The 17,142-nt window shown below is 56.8% G+C and carries 15 protein-coding genes; 9 read left to right on the top strand and 6 right to left on the bottom strand.

Features of this window, described 5'->3' with window-relative positions:
- Positions 1–88 precede the first annotated feature (88 nt).
- The 4 genes from recQ (at position 89) to FHS18_RS01385 (ending at position 4,624) form a co-directional block, all read left to right on the top strand.
- The gene (gene recQ, locus FHS18_RS01400; RefSeq protein WP_183596142.1) at positions 89–2,347 is read left to right on the top strand and encodes a DNA helicase RecQ; all 2,259 of its coding nucleotides are present in this window, start codon (positions 89–91) and stop codon (positions 2,345–2,347) included.
- Positions 2,348–2,420: 73 nt separating this feature from the next.
- Complete coding sequence (locus FHS18_RS01395) at positions 2,421–2,852, top strand: hypothetical protein (protein ID WP_183596140.1); 432 nt, start codon at positions 2,421–2,423, stop codon at positions 2,850–2,852.
- 27 nt (positions 2,853–2,879) lie between these two features.
- Positions 2,880–3,839 (top strand): sugar kinase, encoded by a 960-nt coding sequence (locus FHS18_RS01390; protein ID WP_183596138.1) that lies wholly within the window; start codon positions 2,880–2,882, stop codon positions 3,837–3,839.
- Positions 3,839–4,624 carry a DeoR/GlpR family DNA-binding transcription regulator gene (locus FHS18_RS01385; RefSeq protein ID WP_183596136.1) on the top strand — a complete coding sequence of 262 codons (786 nt, stop codon included), beginning with the start codon at positions 3,839–3,841 and terminating at the stop codon, positions 4,622–4,624. Before FHS18_RS01390 ends, FHS18_RS01385 begins: the two co-directional genes overlap by 1 nt.
- Before the next feature lie 91 nt (positions 4,625–4,715).
- Here FHS18_RS01385 and nagA read toward each other — a convergent pair whose 3' ends face one another.
- Complete coding sequence (gene nagA, locus FHS18_RS01380; protein ID WP_183596134.1) at positions 4,716–5,891, bottom strand: N-acetylglucosamine-6-phosphate deacetylase; 1,176 nt, start codon at positions 5,889–5,891, stop codon at positions 4,716–4,718.
- 1 nt (position 5,892) lies between these two features.
- Positions 5,893–6,615, bottom strand: a complete 723-nt coding sequence (gene nagB, locus FHS18_RS01375) for a glucosamine-6-phosphate deaminase (protein ID WP_183596132.1) — start codon at positions 6,613–6,615, stop codon at positions 5,893–5,895.
- Positions 6,616–6,911: 296 nt separating this feature from the next.
- Between nagB and fni the strand changes: the two genes are divergently transcribed.
- Positions 6,912–7,979, top strand: a complete 1,068-nt coding sequence (fni, locus tag FHS18_RS01370; protein WP_183596130.1) for a type 2 isopentenyl-diphosphate Delta-isomerase — start codon at positions 6,912–6,914, stop codon at positions 7,977–7,979.
- A 143-nt stretch (positions 7,980–8,122) separates the two neighbouring features.
- Here the strand turns inward: fni and FHS18_RS01365 are convergent, their stop codons facing one another.
- From FHS18_RS01365 to FHS18_RS01355, 3 genes are read right to left on the bottom strand one after another with little or no spacing between them, the layout of a single operon-like run.
- Entirely contained in the window at positions 8,123–9,226 is a 1,104-nt protein-coding gene (locus FHS18_RS01365; RefSeq protein ID WP_183596128.1) for a Ger(x)C family spore germination protein, read from the bottom strand.
- Positions 9,223–10,323, bottom strand: coding sequence for a GerAB/ArcD/ProY family transporter (locus FHS18_RS01360; protein ID WP_183596126.1), 1,101 nt, complete (start codon positions 10,321–10,323; stop codon positions 9,223–9,225). Before FHS18_RS01360 ends, FHS18_RS01365 begins: the two co-directional genes overlap by 4 nt.
- Positions 10,320–11,651, bottom strand: coding sequence for a spore germination protein (locus FHS18_RS01355; RefSeq protein ID WP_183596124.1), 1,332 nt, complete (start codon positions 11,649–11,651; stop codon positions 10,320–10,322). Before FHS18_RS01355 ends, FHS18_RS01360 begins: the two co-directional genes overlap by 4 nt.
- A gap of 184 nt (positions 11,652–11,835) precedes the next feature.
- On the opposite strand from FHS18_RS01355, the gene FHS18_RS01350 reads away from it, so the two are divergent.
- From FHS18_RS01350 to FHS18_RS01335, 4 genes are all read left to right on the top strand, one after another.
- Entirely contained in the window at positions 11,836–12,573 is a 738-nt protein-coding gene (locus FHS18_RS01350) for a class I SAM-dependent methyltransferase (RefSeq protein ID WP_183596122.1), read from the top strand.
- The gene (locus FHS18_RS01345) at positions 12,574–13,587 is read left to right on the top strand and encodes an MBL fold metallo-hydrolase (RefSeq protein WP_183596120.1); all 1,014 of its coding nucleotides are present in this window, start codon (positions 12,574–12,576) and stop codon (positions 13,585–13,587) included.
- Positions 13,588–13,672: 85 nt separating this feature from the next.
- Positions 13,673–15,091: a CapA family protein gene (locus FHS18_RS01340; RefSeq protein ID WP_183596118.1), complete on the top strand. Its 1,419-nt coding sequence runs from the start codon at positions 13,673–13,675 to the stop codon at positions 15,089–15,091.
- Between the two features lie 6 nt (positions 15,092–15,097).
- On the top strand, positions 15,098–15,826 hold the full coding sequence (locus tag FHS18_RS01335) for a glycerophosphodiester phosphodiesterase family protein (protein WP_183596116.1): 729 nt from the start codon (positions 15,098–15,100) through the stop codon (positions 15,824–15,826).
- A gap of 92 nt (positions 15,827–15,918) precedes the next feature.
- Here FHS18_RS01335 and FHS18_RS01330 read toward each other — a convergent pair whose 3' ends face one another.
- Entirely contained in the window at positions 15,919–17,079 is a 1,161-nt protein-coding gene (locus FHS18_RS01330) for an HD domain-containing phosphohydrolase (protein ID WP_183596114.1), read from the bottom strand.
- Positions 17,080–17,142 lie beyond the last annotated feature (63 nt).

Genomic DNA, 17,142 nt, shown 5'->3' with positions numbered 1-17,142 from the left:
ATAATAAACGTTACACATGAGGTACATGGGACCCTGACAGGACGAATCGTCAGGGTCTCATTTTTGCGTATAAGGAGGGGAACGACCGTTGACAGATGAGGCACAGCGCCTGCTGAAGCAGGTTTATGGATATGATGACTTCCGTAAAGGGCAACGTGAAATTATTAGCGGTATCTTGGGCGGAGACGACACGCTTGCCATTCTGCCAACCGGAGGCGGGAAGTCGATCTGCTACCAACTGCCGGCGATGCTGCTCCCGGGAACGACAATTGTCGTATCGCCGTTAATCTCGCTGATGAAGGATCAGGTCGACGCATTGACGCGCTTAGGCGTTCCGGCGGCCTATCTGAACAGCTCGCTTGACGCGGCCGCGTATCGGGAGGTTGTCCGCCAGACGGCGCTAGGCACGTACAAGCTGCTCTATGTCGCGCCGGAGCGGCTGGATGGCGCCATGTTCGAGTCGCTCGCGAATCAGATGCACATTCCGCTTATCGCGATCGATGAAGCACACTGCGTCTCGCAATGGGGCCATGATTTCCGGCCCAGCTACCGCCAGCTCGCGCATTGGGTCGGCAGACTTACGACAAGGCCGCCGGTGGCGGCGTTTACGGCGACGGCCACCCCTGAGGTGGCTCGCGATATTGCCCATATGCTGGGCTTGAGGGAGCCGAATGTCCATGTAACGGGCTTTGCGCGGACGAACCTGTCACTCTCCGTGGTGACGGGTACGGACAAGAAGAAGTTTCTGCGCGATTTCATGAAGCAGCGAACCGATCAGTCAGGCATTGTATATGCGGCCACCCGCAAGGAAGTCGAGGAAGTGTGCGAAGATCTGCAACGTCAGGGACTCTTGGCGGAGAAGTATCACGGCGGTCTATCGGACGAAGAGCGGGCATCGGCGCAAGAGAAGTTCCGTTTCGACGAATCGCGGATTATGGTGGCGACCAATGCCTTCGGGATGGGCATCGACAAGCCGAACGTCCGGTTCGTCATTCATTGGCAGATGCCAAGCGACGTGGAGTCGTACTATCAAGAAGCAGGACGGGCAGGCCGCGACGGCGAGGAGAGCGAATGCGTGCTGCTCTTCGAGCCGCAGGACGTTCAGGTGCAGCGGTTCCTTATTGAACGCAGCACGGAGGACCCGGAACGGCGCTCCATTCAGTTGAACAAGCTGTATACGATGATGCATTTCAGCCGGACAGACCGCTGCTTGCTGCAGTTTATCGTCAGTTACTTCGGCGAAGCGGATGTGCCGCCTTGCGGCAAATGCAGCAACTGCCTGGATCAGAGCGAGAAGGTCGATATGACCGACGAGGCACGTAAGGCGCTCTCTTGCGTCGGCCGGATGAAGGGACGCTTCGGGGTTACGATGGCCGCCAAAGTGTTGAAGGGCTCGAGAGACAAGCGTCTTTTGGAGACGGGACTGGATCGGCTTTCCACCTACGGGCTGTTCCGCAGCTGGGTGGAGAAAGACATCAGCGATTGGCTGTACTGGCTGGTCGCCGAAGGCTATATGCGGATCGGCGACGGCGAATATCCGACGGTCTCGCTGGCGCAGGAAGCATTGCCGGTACTCGAGGGCAGCAAGCAGGTATTCCGCAAGCGCAATACCGCCGCCAAACGCCGGACTTCCGCGCAAACGTCGGAGAATGCCGCCCTATTCGAGGCGCTCCGGGAGTGGAGGCGGATTACGGCCGCCAAGGAACATGTGCCGCCATTCATGCTCTTCTTCGATGCGACGCTGCGGGAGATCGCGGATCGAGAGCCGAGGAACAGCGAGGAGCTGCTCGGCGTCAAAGGCGTCGGCGAAGCGAAGGTCCGCAAGTACGGTCTGGAGGTGCTGGAGGTTGTTCGTCGCTATCGGGAAGGCGAACAGTCCGGGAACGGTTCTCGCCTAGCGTCGCCTGCAGAGCATGGGAACGAAACGACTGCAGCGTCTACAGCCAAGGCATCTGGGCAGCGGACAGCGGTTATCGCTGACAGGGCGCCGGCGGTTGAAGCGGACGAGCAGACGGCTGAGGTGCTGGAGAATCGTGCCGGGTTGTCCAGCCATTTGCTAACATTGACGCTGCTGGGTATGGGGCACTCGATCGCAGAGGCCGCTAGTCTGCGGGGGATGAGCGCGATGACGGTCGAGAACCATCTGATTCGCTGCGCGGAGGAAGGCGAGGCAATCGAGTGGAGCCGTTACATTCCGGAAGAACACGAGTCGTTAATCGTTGCCGCGGTCCAGGAGATCGGTCCGGAGAAGCTGAAGCCCATCAAGGAATCGCTGCCGGAAGACGTCGATTATTTCGCGATCAAAGCGGTCATTGCCAAGCACCGTCTGAGCCCTGAAAAATCGTGACTTTCTTTGAATTTACAGGCCTGTTCGAGTATAATGATGAGGACTGTCAGACTATCGTTCAGGAGGAAATGCAATGTTTGAAATTATGCTGTTACTGCATGTAATCGGTGCGGCTGGCATGGGATTTTATCTCGTGATGCCGGTTCTTGTCGGACGTGCATCGAAGCTTGCGGGCGAGGGCCAAGCGGGATTGGCAGAAGGCCTTGCCTCGGCTAACCGGATCGCGCAATATTTCCTTGTGCTTCAGCTGCTCACGGGCGGCTACCTGATGTCGCAAGGCGAGTACGCCGTCATCTGGATGATCATCGTGACGCTGTTGTTCCTGGCAATCGCGGCGCTTGGCGGGATCGTGACGAAGCCGCTGAAGCGGATTGCCATTGAGATTAAATCCGGCACCAGCGCTTCCGGACATATTGCCAAAGCGCGCGTGCTGAGCATCATCGTGCTCATTATCTATCTGGTTATTATTTACTTCATGAAGTTTCCGATCTTAAAAGATGTTTAATCATGCTGTGCTATAGGGGAGAGTAGGATGACAAAGACGCAGTCACCGGATTTACTGACATTCGGGGAAACGATGGCGCTCTTCATGTCGCCGGACTATCGCGGCCTGGAAGGAGCGGCGGCGCTGGAGCAGAGCTTCGGCGGCGCAGAAAGCAATGTAGCGATTGGCGCGGCCAGACTCGGCTGCTCGGTCGGCTGGTTCGGAGCGCTTGGCGAAGATCCATTCGGCAGCACGATTCTGAAACGTATTCGCGGCGAAGGCGTTGATGTATCCCGTGCGCGCCTTGTGCCGGGCGAATCGACCGGGCTCATGTTCCGGGAGACGGTCGCGGGTAAGCTCGCGGTGCATTACTACCGGAAGAACTCGGCGGCGAGCAAGATGACCCCGGACGATCTCGATCTGGATTACATACGCGGCTGCAAGCTGCTGCATGTGACGGGCATTACGCTTGCCCTTAGCGAGAATTGCCGGCAGACCGTGCTAGCTGCAGTTAAGGCGGCCAAGGAAGCGGGCGTTAAAGTGAGCTTCGACCCGAATTTGCGGCTTAAGCTGTGGACGATCGAAGAGGCGCGCGAGGTCGTGCTGCCGTTGGCGGAGCAAGCGGATTATTTCCTGCCAGGCTGGGACGAGCTTCGGCTTCTCTATAATACCGATGATTATGATACCGTGAAGAGCAAGCTGAGCGAACTTAGCGCGACGACCATTATTAAAGGGGTCGGCGATACGACGGTCGTGCTGGAGAATGGCGAGGAGACAAGCGTTCCGTTCTATCCGGCCGATAAGGTGATCGATACGGTCGGCGCCGGAGACGGCTTCTGCGCAGGCTTCCTTACCGGGGTGCTGCAAGGCAAGAGTCCGGTTGAGGCGGTACGGATCGGCAGCATTAACGGCTCGCTCGTCGTGCAGATGCGCGGCGACTGGGAAGCGCTTCCTGACTGGGGCGCCGTCCAACTCAGACTGCAAGGACAAGGCTGGGTGGAACGTTAATGTCGCAAGACGCACAAGCTTCCAAAGGCAGGCGCCGGCGGGAGCAGATTATGAATGTGCTGAAGCGTCAAGGCCGGATTTCGATTCAAGAGATGGTCGAACGCTTCGGCATCTCCGAGGCTACGGCACGCAGGGATCTGGAGCTGATGGAGAAGACGGAACCTGTCATAAGAACGATTGGCGGGGCTATGTATGACGGGATGAACGCGGTGCGCGAGCTGCCTTTCGCCGAGAAGGAAGGGTTATCCTACTTGGAGAAGGAACGGATCGCAGCCGCGGCGGCAGCGCTTATCGAAGAAGGCGATGTCGTCGGTCTGTCCGGCGGCACGACGAACTATCTGCTGGCGAAGATGCTGAAGACGCGCCGCGGCATCACCGTCGTAACCAATGCGGTGAACGTGGCGATGGAGCTGACGGGCAGCGAGATCGGCGTCGTCGTGACCGGCGGGATGATGCGCCATAACAGCTTCGAGCTGTGCGGCCCGCTAGGCGAGGGTATGATCAGCCAGCTGAACATCGGCAAGATGTTCCTTGGCGTCGATGGCGTATCCTCAACCGGCGGCATTACGACCTACTCGGAGCAGGAGGCGCATATCGCCAAAGCGATGATTCGCCGCTCGCAGGCGACTTACGCGATGTTCGACCATACGAAGGTTGGGCGCACGTCACTATTCTCGATAGCGGGCTTAAGCGAGCTTCAAGGCTTCATTACCGACGAGCCGCTCCCGCATCATCTGGAAGCAGCCGCATCCGCGCATGGCATCAGAGTTCATGTCACTTCATAATAGGGAATTCCGGCTTATGCACGAAGAACCTTGGATTCGCAAGTTGCGATTCCAAGGTTCTTTTTTGTACATATATGGCGATTGTCTTGTCTTAAGCTTGCTCATACACCGTGCGGCCTTGCACCCAAGTCCGGCGGATGGCGAAGTTAGCATCCGTCCAGACGAGGTCGGCTTGCTTACCGAGCGCGATCGATCCCATCCGTTCTTCCACGCCGAGCAGCCGTGCCGGATTGCCGCTGGCAAGCTGGCTCACCTGCGGAACGGTCAAATTCGTATGCTCCAGCATGAACCGGAACGCATTGATCATCGTCAGCGTGCTGCCGGCGAGATTGCCGCCTTCGCGAAGTCTGGCGATGCCGTCCTCTACCTTAACATCGAGGCCGCCCAGGGAGTAAGGGCCGTCATCCAGACCCGCTGCCGAGATGGCGTCGGTGATCAGAATCAGCTTGTCAGCCGGCTTCGCGCGGCGCAGCAGCTCGATCGCGGCCGGATGCACATGTTGCCCGTCGGCAATAATCTCCGTGCTGATCGAATCGATCGTCGCTACGGCGCCGAGCGTTCCCGGCTCGCGGTGATGCAAGCCTCGCATGGCGTTGAACGTATGGATCGTATGGCGCAAGCCAACCTCCGACGCCCGTTTAATATCCTCATATAGGGCATCGGTGTGGCCGCAGGCGGCGATAATGCCGTTGTCCGTCAGCCACTCAATCGTCTCGAGCGCGCCTTCCTTCTCCGGCGCGAGCATCATCATCTTAATAATGCCGGGATAGTCGACAATCCAACGCTTCAGCCATTCGGTATGGGGAGGCTGGATATAGGCGGGATTTTGCGCGCCGGCCCATTTCTCGCTAATGAAAGGCCCTTCCAGATGGACGCCGAGCAGCGCGGCATAGGGCATGCCGCCTTCTTGATAAGCGGTTGCCGCTTGCAGCACGGCTTCGAGCGCTTCCGGCGGATTGGTCATCGTCGTGGCCAACATGCCGGTCGTGCCGTGCGAAGCGTGGAACTTCGTAATGGCGTCATACGCCTCGGCATTCGCGTCCATAAAGTCGCTGCCATAGCCGCCGTGCACATGCACATCGATGAATCCGGGCAGCAGCCAGCCGCCTTCCCCGTCAATAACAGGGACGTCCTTATCGGAGCTGCCTTTTTCCTTAGGCGTAATCGCCGTAATCGTGCCGTTCTCGACGAGCGCTTCGCCTTCGAATGACGATCCGCCGGCGACTATATTCAGGTTGCCAATCCTCCAAGATGGGGTGTTGGGCATGTTATAAATTCCTCCCTGCTTCTTGATCCAGCAGGACAATGACGTTCGCGTGCGTCTGAAGCAGCGACGCTGGGCATTCGGTCGTAATCGGACCTTGCAGGGCACGCTTCACGATGTCGGCTTTGTCCGCGCCTTTGACGACGAGCAGAATGGTTTTCGCCTTCAGAATCGAACCGACGCCCATCGTGATCGCCTGCTTCGGCACTTCGTCCATGGAGCTGAAGAAACGCGCGTTCGCTTCAAGCGTCTCCTGCTTCAATTGCACGACATGGGTACCACCATGCAGCTCCGCGTCCGGCTCGTTAAACCCGATATGGCCATTGTGGCCAAGGCCGAGCAGCTGGACATCGACAGGCTGGGCAGCGAGCATCTCGTCGTAATGCGCGCATTGCGCCGCAGGATCCGCCGCCATCCCGTTCGGAAGGTAGGTGCGGTCCTGGCGGATGTCGATATGCCCGAAGAGGTGATGCTTCATGAAGTAAGCGTAGCTCTGCTCATTCTCGGGCGGCAGACCGACATACTCATCGAGGTTAAACGTCGTTACGTTCACAAACGTCACGTCCCCGCTCTTGTAGCGTTCTACTATTTTTTCATAAATGCCGATCGGTGTCGAGCCGGTAGCAAGGCCGAGCGTGGCATTCGGCTTGGCCGCAATCGTGTCGATATAGAATTGGGCGGCGTATCGGTCGAGCTCCTCGCGCGTGTTGAAAATTCGGATGATCATATACAATTCCTCCTGAGTCGGATTCGGATATTAGTTGCGTGAAACGATCATTAAAATGAAATATTCGGTTAGTCTCATTTTAAGATATGTCGCGATAAATGACAACAAAAATGATTGTTAGTATCATAAAAATGATTGTTTAAATCATTGTAAATTAATGTTAAGTCCATGCGAAAAGCTCCACCGCACTAGCCGTTTCTTATGCTTGCCTAGCAGGTGAAAATTATGTCATGATAGTAAGAATGCAGGTTTAACGTGAAAGAAATGCCAAAGTGACATGTACGGGGGGAGTCTGGATGACGGATAGTAACTCGCACGCAGCTCAGAGCCATAACCAGACGGCAAGACGTAAGGGCGAGCATATTCGGATTTGCCTTGAGGAGGATGTGCAGAGCACCATCTCGGGCAGCGGCTTCGATCGTTACCGATTCCGGCATGCTGCGCTGCCGGAGATTGATTTTGCTCAAATTGATACAAGTATCAGCTTCCTTGGCCATCAACTGCCGCTGCCGCTGCTCATCAGCTCGATGACCGGAGGGACGGCGGAAGCCGGTGCGATCAATTTGCGTCTGGCCGAAGCGGCCGAAGCTAGGGGCTGGGCGATCGGTCTCGGTTCGATGCGCGCGGCCGTGGAAGACGAGCAGCTGGCCGATACCTTCCGCGTCCGCGGCGCAGCGCCAACCGTGCCGGTCATTGCCAATTTGGGCGCGGTGCAGCTCAATTACGGGTATGGGATCGATCAATGCCGCCGTGCGGTCGAGCTGGCAGAAGCGGATGCGCTCGTGCTCCATCTGAACAGCATGCAGGAAGTATTCCAGCCGGAAGGGGACACGAACTTCCGCGGCCTGCTCAGCCGGATCGAAGAGGTATGCCGATTATCGGAGGTGCCGATCGGCGTGAAAGAGGTCGGATGGGGGATCGATGGCCGCACGGCCGCGCGTCTTGCCGATGCAGGCGTATCTTTCGTCGATGTAGCCGGCGCGGGCGGCACCTCCTGGAGTCAGGTCGAGAAGTATCGCCTTCGCGACCCGCTGCGCGCTGCAGCAGCCGAGGCGTTCGCGGACTGGGGCATACCGACTGCCGATAGCGTGCGAGAAGTACGATCCCAATTGCCTCAGATGTGCGTGATTGCATCGGGAGGGCTGGTGAGCGGCGTGGAAGCGGCCAAAGCATTGGCGCTTGGCGCGGATCTGGCAGGGTTCGGGCGCAGTCTGCTGCGGGGAGCCACCAGCGGCGAGCTTCGCAGCGAAGAGCTGCATCAGCAGCTGGCGCGCATCGAATTCGAACTGCGGACCGCGATGTTCGGCGTTGGCGCGGCAAGCATCGAAGAGCTTCAGCGCGGCGATATGCTGTACACGCGATAAGCTTACCTTCAAGATGAAACAGTCCACGAGCGGCCTAGGCGGCGGTGGCGTTCCATCCCTAACGACACAAGCGGGAGTGCGCATTTGCGGCTCCCGCTTTTTTTATATGACGATCCATTGTGACCTCAACCTCAACCATCCGATTACCGGACAAGCCCCGTTCCTTCAATATGAATCTTCACCCGGATATCGAATTGAAGCTCCGGGTAAATTTGCTGCCATGCTTCCCACGTCTTCGGACTGCCCGCATGGGTAGCCCGATAGCGCAGGCCGAAGCCGAACGGATCGACGCCGGCCTTCTGGATTTTCTCCAGCATCGTTTTGATCTCAGCCGCGGTCTGTTCGCTGAACCCTGCTTCAAGTTTGCCCCAGTCCTGATCGTAGACGCCTGGCGGAGCTTCCTCAATAATTCCGCTTACCCGCAGTTTCAGCCGCAGCGTATGCGTCCCGTTCTCCCCGCTGACGATGTCATAATGGGAACGGACGGAGTTCGCCGCGATCACCATATTGTTATTGTCGACCTTGGATCGGACCGTCGATTTGCCGAAGTGGTTCGCAATTTGATTGTATAATTGGGTCTCCTGCGGCGTGAGGAGCATGACCATCTTGGACTTGTCGAGCAGCGCGATCCGGGTGATGTAGTAGTTCTCCATCGCCTTCTCTTTGCGGATGAGCGGCAGGACGGGATCCAAGCCCTGTTCTTCGGCGCGACGTCCGAAATCGAACGCATAGGCGGTCATCGAATAGGACGATTCGGTTCCGTCCGTGCCGAAGGCCAGGAACAACGCGTTCCCCGGATAACGTTCCGTTGGCGGTTGGACCTTCACGATCGTAGCCGCATCCGGCCTGCCGATTGCAAAATAAGATACGGACTGGACGTCCCGTCGTCTGGTTACCCATTCGAGCACGTCGTTGTACCCTTGCTTGATCAGCTTCTCGCCCAGCACGAATATTTTGCAATGGCCAAAATCCAGTTCCTTGTCCACATGGGACTTGGCGAGCCGAACCGCTTCGGCAATCGTCTGCGATTGGATGGTCTCGATCTGGGACATGGCCGATCCTGGCTCGGTCTTCGGCGAAGGTACGGCGAGGCGGAGCGTCACCTTGAATCCCTTCCCTTCATCCGGCAGGTCAATGCCCATGGCCACGACGAAGAACCGTTTGTCGATATCCTTGAATCCGCACCCGGATAGCGCCGTACTCATTAACAGCAAGGACAATACGACAGCCGCCCCTTTGAGCCTCATGAGGAATTCGTTCCTTTCCTCGCAAATATAAACATGGTCACGACGGTGCCGATCTCGATAAACATCCGGAAGCTGAGCCAATAGCCCGAGATGGCGAAGGTCGTTTTTTCATTCACGTAATAGAGGTAGATGACGGTTAACAAGGCGATAACCGTGCTATAGATAAACCCGTTGCGTTTCATCGGCACATCATCGACGGACGGCTTGTAGGAGTTCGAGAGGGCCTTCAGGAACTCAATGGCTTGATGCCAGCCCGAAGCCGTGTAGATGAGCGTCAAATTCAAGTACATGATCAAGAACATGAAGATGACGCGCTCGATAAACCCATAGTTCATCATCAGCGAATCCGCGGTCACGCTCCAGACGTACAGGTAATTCTCGACGGCTTCCGTCCCGTGAAAACCGATCGGCACGAAGAAGGTCAGCAGCAGAATCGCGCTTCCGCTGATCGGAATGATCCACCTATGCCGAATACGGATATTGGGCGGCATAAGGCGGTTATAGATGGCAAAGCTGACATAGCCAGTGAAGATATAGCTGGCGGCCCCGACCGATTGCAGATTGGGCATTTGCGTCCAATAGTTGGCGACGGTTCGAATGGCGTCCCAGTTGATGGCATCGCTCCGCACCGCCTTCAGCAGAATGAAGAGAATGATCGGGAAGTTGATGAGCATGCCCATCTCCACGAGGAACGCGAGCGTTAACGTCGAGCGGGTGGCCGCATAGATACAGACCCCGCTCAGCAGAATCAGCACCATAACCGGACTCGTATCCGGGTTAATGAACCGGTTGATCAACACCGCATACGAGACGAGGGCAATCGAAGGTCCGATGATCCACATGGCCGCCATGAACACCATGATCGGCTTAACAACCATTTTGGGCAGAAACTTGTCTAGAATCTCGGGCATGCCAAGCCCGGGGAATTTGCCCATGATATAGGTATACATGAACGTCATTGCCGTGCCGATGACGACGGCCAGCGCCATGGAAGTGACGGCTCCTTGGTAGCGGTAGCGAATCAAGATGTGCGGCACGAACAGCATGAGATTAAGCAGGCTGACCAACACGATGTGATAGTAGAAGTAACGGCTCACGCTTGATCCACCTGCCCGATGTCTCCGGAATGCCTTTTGGTCGGACCGATGAAGCGGAAATACGGCTTGCCGAAGCTCCGGAGGTCCGCCAAATACACGATATAGATGAAGATGCCTACCGCGACGCCGGCAAGTCCGAAGAAAATAGCCGGGATGATGAGCGGATATTTGAGAAACCGAATCGCCGTGGACATGTTATTGACCGGCACCACGAAGTTCGAGATCGCGACGACCGACGTAACGATAATCATGATGCTGCTGACCAAGCCCGCCTGCTGGGCTGCTTGACCAAGGATCAGACCGCCTACCGTCGTTGCCGTGGAACCGATATATTTGGGCAAGCGAACACTGGCTTCGATCAGCGATTCGATCATGAACAGCATGATCATGACTTCGATGAAGGACGGATAGGGCACGGCGGAACGGCTGCCCGCGATCGAGAAAGCGAGCTGGACGCGGAACAGCTCCGGATTGTACGAGACGACGGCAATATACAGCGATGGCAGCAAGATCGTCAGAATAACCCCTATATAACGAAGCGTTATGAGGAAGCGCGTCATCCAGAACGAATCATACTCGTCGTCTACCGCGTGCATGAAATCATAGAACGTTGCGGGGAGGATCAACGCAAAACCGGAGCCCTGCACAAGGAGGATTACCTTGCCGGCTTGAAGGCTGCTCGTTACCCGGTCCGGACGCTCGGTAATCATCATGGTCGGGAATAAGCTGCGCTTGCGGCTTGAGATCAGACGCTCCAATTGACCCGGCGCCTGGAGGAAATCGACCTCCAGATTCATGATTTTGTCCCTAACCTCCGTCAATACGCTCGGATCGACGCGACGGGAGTCGAAGATAATGGAGACGCGCGTACGAGAACAGTTGCCGACCGTACGCTCCTCGATCGCCAGCTCGGGAGAAGGGTATCGGCTGCGGATGATGTTGATCGAATCGATCAAGTCTTCGCTGAGCGACACCTGCGAGCCCATGATGGCTGTCTCCACCTGGGTTTGCGGGTTCTCGTTGCGGATGACCCGTGCGGCGTCGAGGGTATATACCGTTCCTTCCAGCTGGACCAGAACAAAGCCGCGAAGCAGCGTTTCGCTCCACTTTGCCGTGTCGGTCAGCACGATGAAATTGGGGTTTAGGCTGATGTTTTTTTGGAATTCGAGCTCGTCCTTCAGGAAAGGCACGAGGATAAAATCGCTCACTTTACTTTCATCGCAGAGCGAGGAAATATAAGCTACCTCAATCGTAATCGTATTGTTCTGAATGCGATGGGTGTTCAGATCCTTGGCTTGCGCCATGATCGTCTCGATCCGGTTGAGCATAGCTGTCATCCTCCTTCATAGCGAAATAAGTGCGCGTCAGCCATTTTTACCACAGTTTGGCTAGTATGCTGCAAGGGAGTCTCGAATATGCTTGTTTACCCTCCGTAATTTTGCCAGATACGAGGAAGGTAAAGTACAATAACAGGTATAGGTTCTATTCATCGGGCGTCAAGGAGTGAGAGGAATGGCATGGTTTGAGAGGAGCTTCGGCTCTGATTATATGATTGTGTACCGGCATCGCAACTGGAAGCAGGCTGCGCAAGAAGTGCAGCGGATGGCGGGGTGGCTCGAGCTGCCCCAGGATGCCGAAGTGCTCGATGTCGGCTGCGGCATGGGCCGGCATGCATTGGCTTTGGCCGAGCTCGGCTACAAGGTGACGGGCATTGACCTGTCTGCCGAACTGCTGCAGGAAGCGAAGGCGAATAATGATCAAGGTCAAGTCGAGCTGGTGCAAGGAGATATGCGTAAGCTTCCTTTCGCGTCAGCTTCTTTCCAGGCGACGGTCAATTTGTTCACCTCGTTCGGCTATTTCGAGCAGGAGGAAGATAATGTGCAGGTGCTGCGCGAGATCCGCCGCGTTCTTGTGCCCGACGGGCACTTCTTGATCGACTTCATGAATCCGGTCTATGTGGAGCGCCATCTGGTCCCGCATTCGCATCGTATCGATGAAGCGACAGGTACGCAGATCGACGAGAAGCGTTCCGTCGTGGACGGCTGGGTGATCAAACAGATCGAGATCGGCCTGCCCGAAGAAGCAAAACGCCGTTACGAGGAACGGGTCCGCCTCTTCCCGCTGCCTTGGTTCGAGCGATCATTGACTGAGGCTGGCTTAACGCTTACCCGAGTCTATGGCGATTACAACGGCAGCCCATACGACGCCTCGGAATCGATGCGGATGATCATGGTCGGGAGGTTGTCCTAATTGACGGAATCAGCGAACGTAGTTACAGGACAAGCCCGCGAATGGCCGGGCGGGATTCTTCAGGTGCGGATCCCGCTGCCTTTTTCGCTGAAGTGGGTGAACAGCTACTTGTTGCAGGATGAGCAAGGTTACACATTAGTCGACCCGGGCCTGCATACGGAGCAAGCGCTGGACGTATGGAAGCAGGTGCTGGGGCAGGAGCGTATTGCCTTCGAACGTATCCATTCGATCGTCCTGACGCATCAGCATCCGGATCACTTCGGCCTGGCAGGCTGGTTCCAGCAGCAGACCGGCGCGCCGGTCTATATGAGCGAAGCGTCGTACGCCTATACGCGCAGGCTGTGGGGAGAAGAACGAAGCTTTGCTGCCGATCTGACCCGTCTCTATCGGCTCCATGGCATGCCGGAGGAGCTGCAAGACGATATTCGCGACCATCTGGAGAGCTTCGTCGCGCGGGTGTCCCCCATGCCGAACGTAAGCTTCATCCAAGCCGGCGATACGCTGCAGATGGGCAGCTCCTCGTGGCTGGCCATCGATGCGCCGGGCCATGCCTTCGGCCAGTTGTGCTTCTATGACGGCAACCGCAAGCATATGCTCTGCGGGGATCAAGTGCTGCCTGACATTACGCCGAACATCTCGCTCGTGCCGGGTGAAGAGGAGGATCCGCTCGCTTCGTTCCTCCGTTCCCTTCAGGAGCTTGCGGCTTATGAGGTGGAGCTTGCATTCCCTGGCCACCGCGAACCGTTCGCCGACTATCAAGGACGCATACATGCGCTGCTTGCGTTCCATGACCGCCGGCTTGCCTACATTCTCGAACTGCTGAAGGATCGTCCTCAGCACGGTTTTGCGCTGTGCCAAACGTTGTTCGGAGCTAGAATCGCAGGCAATGCGCATAATCTCCGGTTTGCGATGTCGGAGACGCTGGCCCATCTGGTGCACTTGGAGCGTCAGAGCAAGGTTCGCAGCCGGGAGGGAGACGGCGTTCAAATCTATGAGATCACGGATATTGCCTGAAAACCTCTTATCGCAAGGAAAGAAACAATTGGTATAATAAGAGGACGCTTGCAGAATATGTCATCTCATTAAGGAGATTTGAATCATGTCGATGTCCCGCTCGGAAGCCCAGAAGTTGAATAAAGAACGACGAAGAAAACGAATGCGGCGCTTGTTGATCGTGAACGTGACGCTGCTTGTCTTAATCGGAGTATTCATTGGCGTATTACTTACGAATAACGGCGATCAAGGACCTCCGCGCGAGGAAGCCGGGAGCGGCGGGAATTCGGCTGCAACGACGAATAACGGTCAAGCCGATACACCGGACGCGGCGGAAGATGAGCCGGATAACAATCCGCCTGGCGAGGCAGAGCCGCAGACCGGCCAGGAAGAGGATGCCGGTACGGAGGTGTCCTTGCCCGAAGCTGGCGGGGAAGCGGAGCCGGACTCTGACTCTGGCGCTAAGACGGATGTACCTAGCGGACAGCCTGCTGAACAGCCGGGCAGTTCAGAGGAAGAAGCCTCGCCGCCGGATGAGGACGCAACGCCCGCTGCCGGCGAAGGGAGCGCGGATGAAGGCGAGACGATTAAGCTGTCTTTCGTCGGCGATATCCTGCTTGCAGGCTCAGTCGAAGATACGATGCTGAAGAACGGCTATGCATTCCCGTACGCCAAGTCGCTCGCATTCCTGCAGGGGGCCGATTTGACGGCAGGGAATCTGGAGAATCCGATTACGACGCGCGGTACGCCGGCCGAGGATAAGCAGTACGTCTTCAAAGGCTCGCCGCTGTCGCTGCCAGCGCTGAAGGAGGCCGGATTCGATGTGGTCAGCCTCGCCAACAATCATACGCTCGACCAAGGGACGGAAGGGCTGCTCGATACGATAACCTATCTGGACGAAGCGGGTATCCCGAATATCGGAGGGGGCAGCGACGACAAGGAAGCTTTCGAGCCGATCTACCTGGAGGCCAAGGGCATTAAGGTCGCTTACATCGGCGTATCCCGGGTGCTGCCGGTAGGGGAATGGAAGGCTGCGGAGAATCACCCCGGCGTAGCGGAAGCGTACGACTCTACACGCACCGTGAAGACGATCAAGGAAGCGAAGGAGAAGGCGGATCTGGTCATCGTCATGATCCACTGGGGGATTGAACGGGCCGATACGCCGGAGCCGTATCAGAAGGACCTCGGCAAGGTGCTCATCGACGCAGGCGCCGATCTTATCATCGGCAGCCATCCGCACGTGCTGCAAGGGTTCGAAACGTATAAAGGCAAGTGGATTGCATACAGCTTGGGCAATTATATTTTTAATATGACGAAGACCGAGAAAACGAAGGATACCGGCGTCCTCGAAGCCGTCTGCACGAAGAGCGGGAATTGCAAGCTGCAGTTCCACCCGATGCGGGCCGCGCAGTCCCAGCCGGCGCCGCTGGAAGGAACGGCCGCGCAGGAGCTGTTAACGCGACTGTCGGGCTTCTCGCTGAATGCGACGGTCGATAAGGAAGGGTACATCAAAGCGAAGGAGTAGATACAAGTGGTAGTAGCATGCGCACACCGGGGGGCATCGGGGCTTGCGCCTGAGAATACGATGGCTGCTTTTCGCAAAGCGATGTCATTCCCGTACGTCCAATGGATGGAGCTGGACGTTCAGCTGTCCAAGGATGGCATTCCGGTTATTATTCATGACGATACTTTGCGAAGAACGACGACGGGCAGCGGTAAGGTGGCCGACTATACGGCTGAGGAGCTTGGCCGCATCGATGCAGGCGTGAAATTTAACAAGGCATTCGAAGGGGAAGGCATTCCGACGCTCGCCCAGCTGCTTGACGAGTCGATCGGCCGCTGTCGGCTCAACATTGAGCTCAAGACCTATGGAGGCCGATACCCGGAGCTGGAGAAGAAGGTAGTCGAGCTGCTCTATGCCAAAGGGCTGGAGCATGATTCGGTCATTACGTCATTCGATCAGCAGTCGCTGGCGAAAGTACGCGCACTGACGGCTGAGGTGCGTACCGGACTGATCATTGATGGGGCGCCGTCCTCTCTCTTGGGCGACTTGCGACAGCTCAAATCGGATTTCTTGTCGCTAGGCCACCCGTTCGCGACAGCTCCCCTCTTGAAGGTTATGCGCCAAGAAGGGATCGAGGTCATGGTATGGACCGTCAACGATGCCCAGACGATGAGACGTCTTGCGTCGGTTGATCCGGACCTCATGATCTGCACCAATTATCCGGACCGGTACGGGCAAGCGTTCGGGCTGTCGTAACGGCAGCGCGGGCAAGCGGAAGCGGGCTTGCGAAGCCGCCCTTGGTCGCGCAAGAAACCGGCTGCCGAAGCGGCGCCGGTTTTTCGTGCGTTCTACGGACTAATTAACTTGTCTTGGTACTGTTCGCGAATGGTCAGCAGCTTAGGCAGCTGCTCGAAGAAGACATCGATGAGGGCAGGGTCGAAGTGCCTTCCGCGTTCCTCTTGCATGAGGGCCAGAATGCGGTCAAGCTCCCATGCTTTCTTATAGACCCTGTCGCTGCCGAGGGCATCGAAGACGTCGGCGATGGCCGTGATTCGGCCATACAGATGAATATCCTCGCCGCTGAGCCCATGGGGATAACCGGCTCCATTCCATTTTTCATGGTGCTGCAGCGCAATCGTAGCCGCAATGTTGAGCAAGGCTCTGCCGGAGGACTTCAACATCGAGTAGCCGATTAACGTATGCTGCTTCATAATCTCGAATTCTTCTTCCGTCAGCTTGCCGGGCTTCTGCAGAATTGCGTCAGGAATTGCGACCTTCCCGATATCATGCATGGGGGAGGCGATCTTCAGTTGTTCGGCTTCTTCATGGCTGAGCCCGCATCCGATGGCCAGGATATAGGAGTATTCCGCTACACGCTTCACGTGGTTGCCGGTTTCCTTGGAGCGGCTCTCGCCGATCTCGCCCATCGCGACGATGAGGTCCCGCTGGGTCGCCGCAATCTCCTCATGCAGCATGACCGATTCGAGGGACTTCCCGGCATAAGAGGCGGCTAAGGTCAGGTGTTCAAGGTCGCGGTTCGTAAACACCGAAGAGGCGGAGCGCTTATTAACCGCCTGATAGGCGCCGAGAATAGAGCCGTCATTCCCGACGAAAGGCACCGTAATGAGCGATTTCGTATGATAGCCGGTCTTCTGGTCGTTCGCTGCATTATGCCGGGGATCATTGTAGGCGTCTTCGATTAGAATCGGTTCGCCGGTCTCGATCGCATATCCGGCAAAACCGGTGCCTAGCGGAATACGGATTTCGTCTACGCCATGAGCCACGGTGGTGAAGAGTTCCCGGCTTCTGCGATCGATCAGCCAGACGGTACAGCGGTCGGCGAGGATCATCTCGCGGCCCATATCGGCCATGTGGAGCAGGACGTTGCTTAAGCTTTTTTCATTGGCGATTTTGGCGGTATAGTCGAAAATGATGCGCAGCAGTTGTTCAGGGGTCCGCTCATCCGCCGGGGGTTCGACTGAAGCGGCTGTGAGGTGATCATTAGGCAATGCAAGACACTCCTTGCTAGGTTGGATGGATCAATGCAATATTAGGTTTTAGAGGGATTCGAC

Origin of the sequence: Paenibacillus phyllosphaerae, assembly GCF_014192105.1 — a bacterium.
GTDB classification, from domain to species: domain Bacteria; phylum Bacillota; class Bacilli; order Paenibacillales; family Paenibacillaceae; genus Paenibacillus_Z; species Paenibacillus_Z phyllosphaerae.
This window is presented reverse-complemented; position numbering and strand designations above follow the sequence as displayed.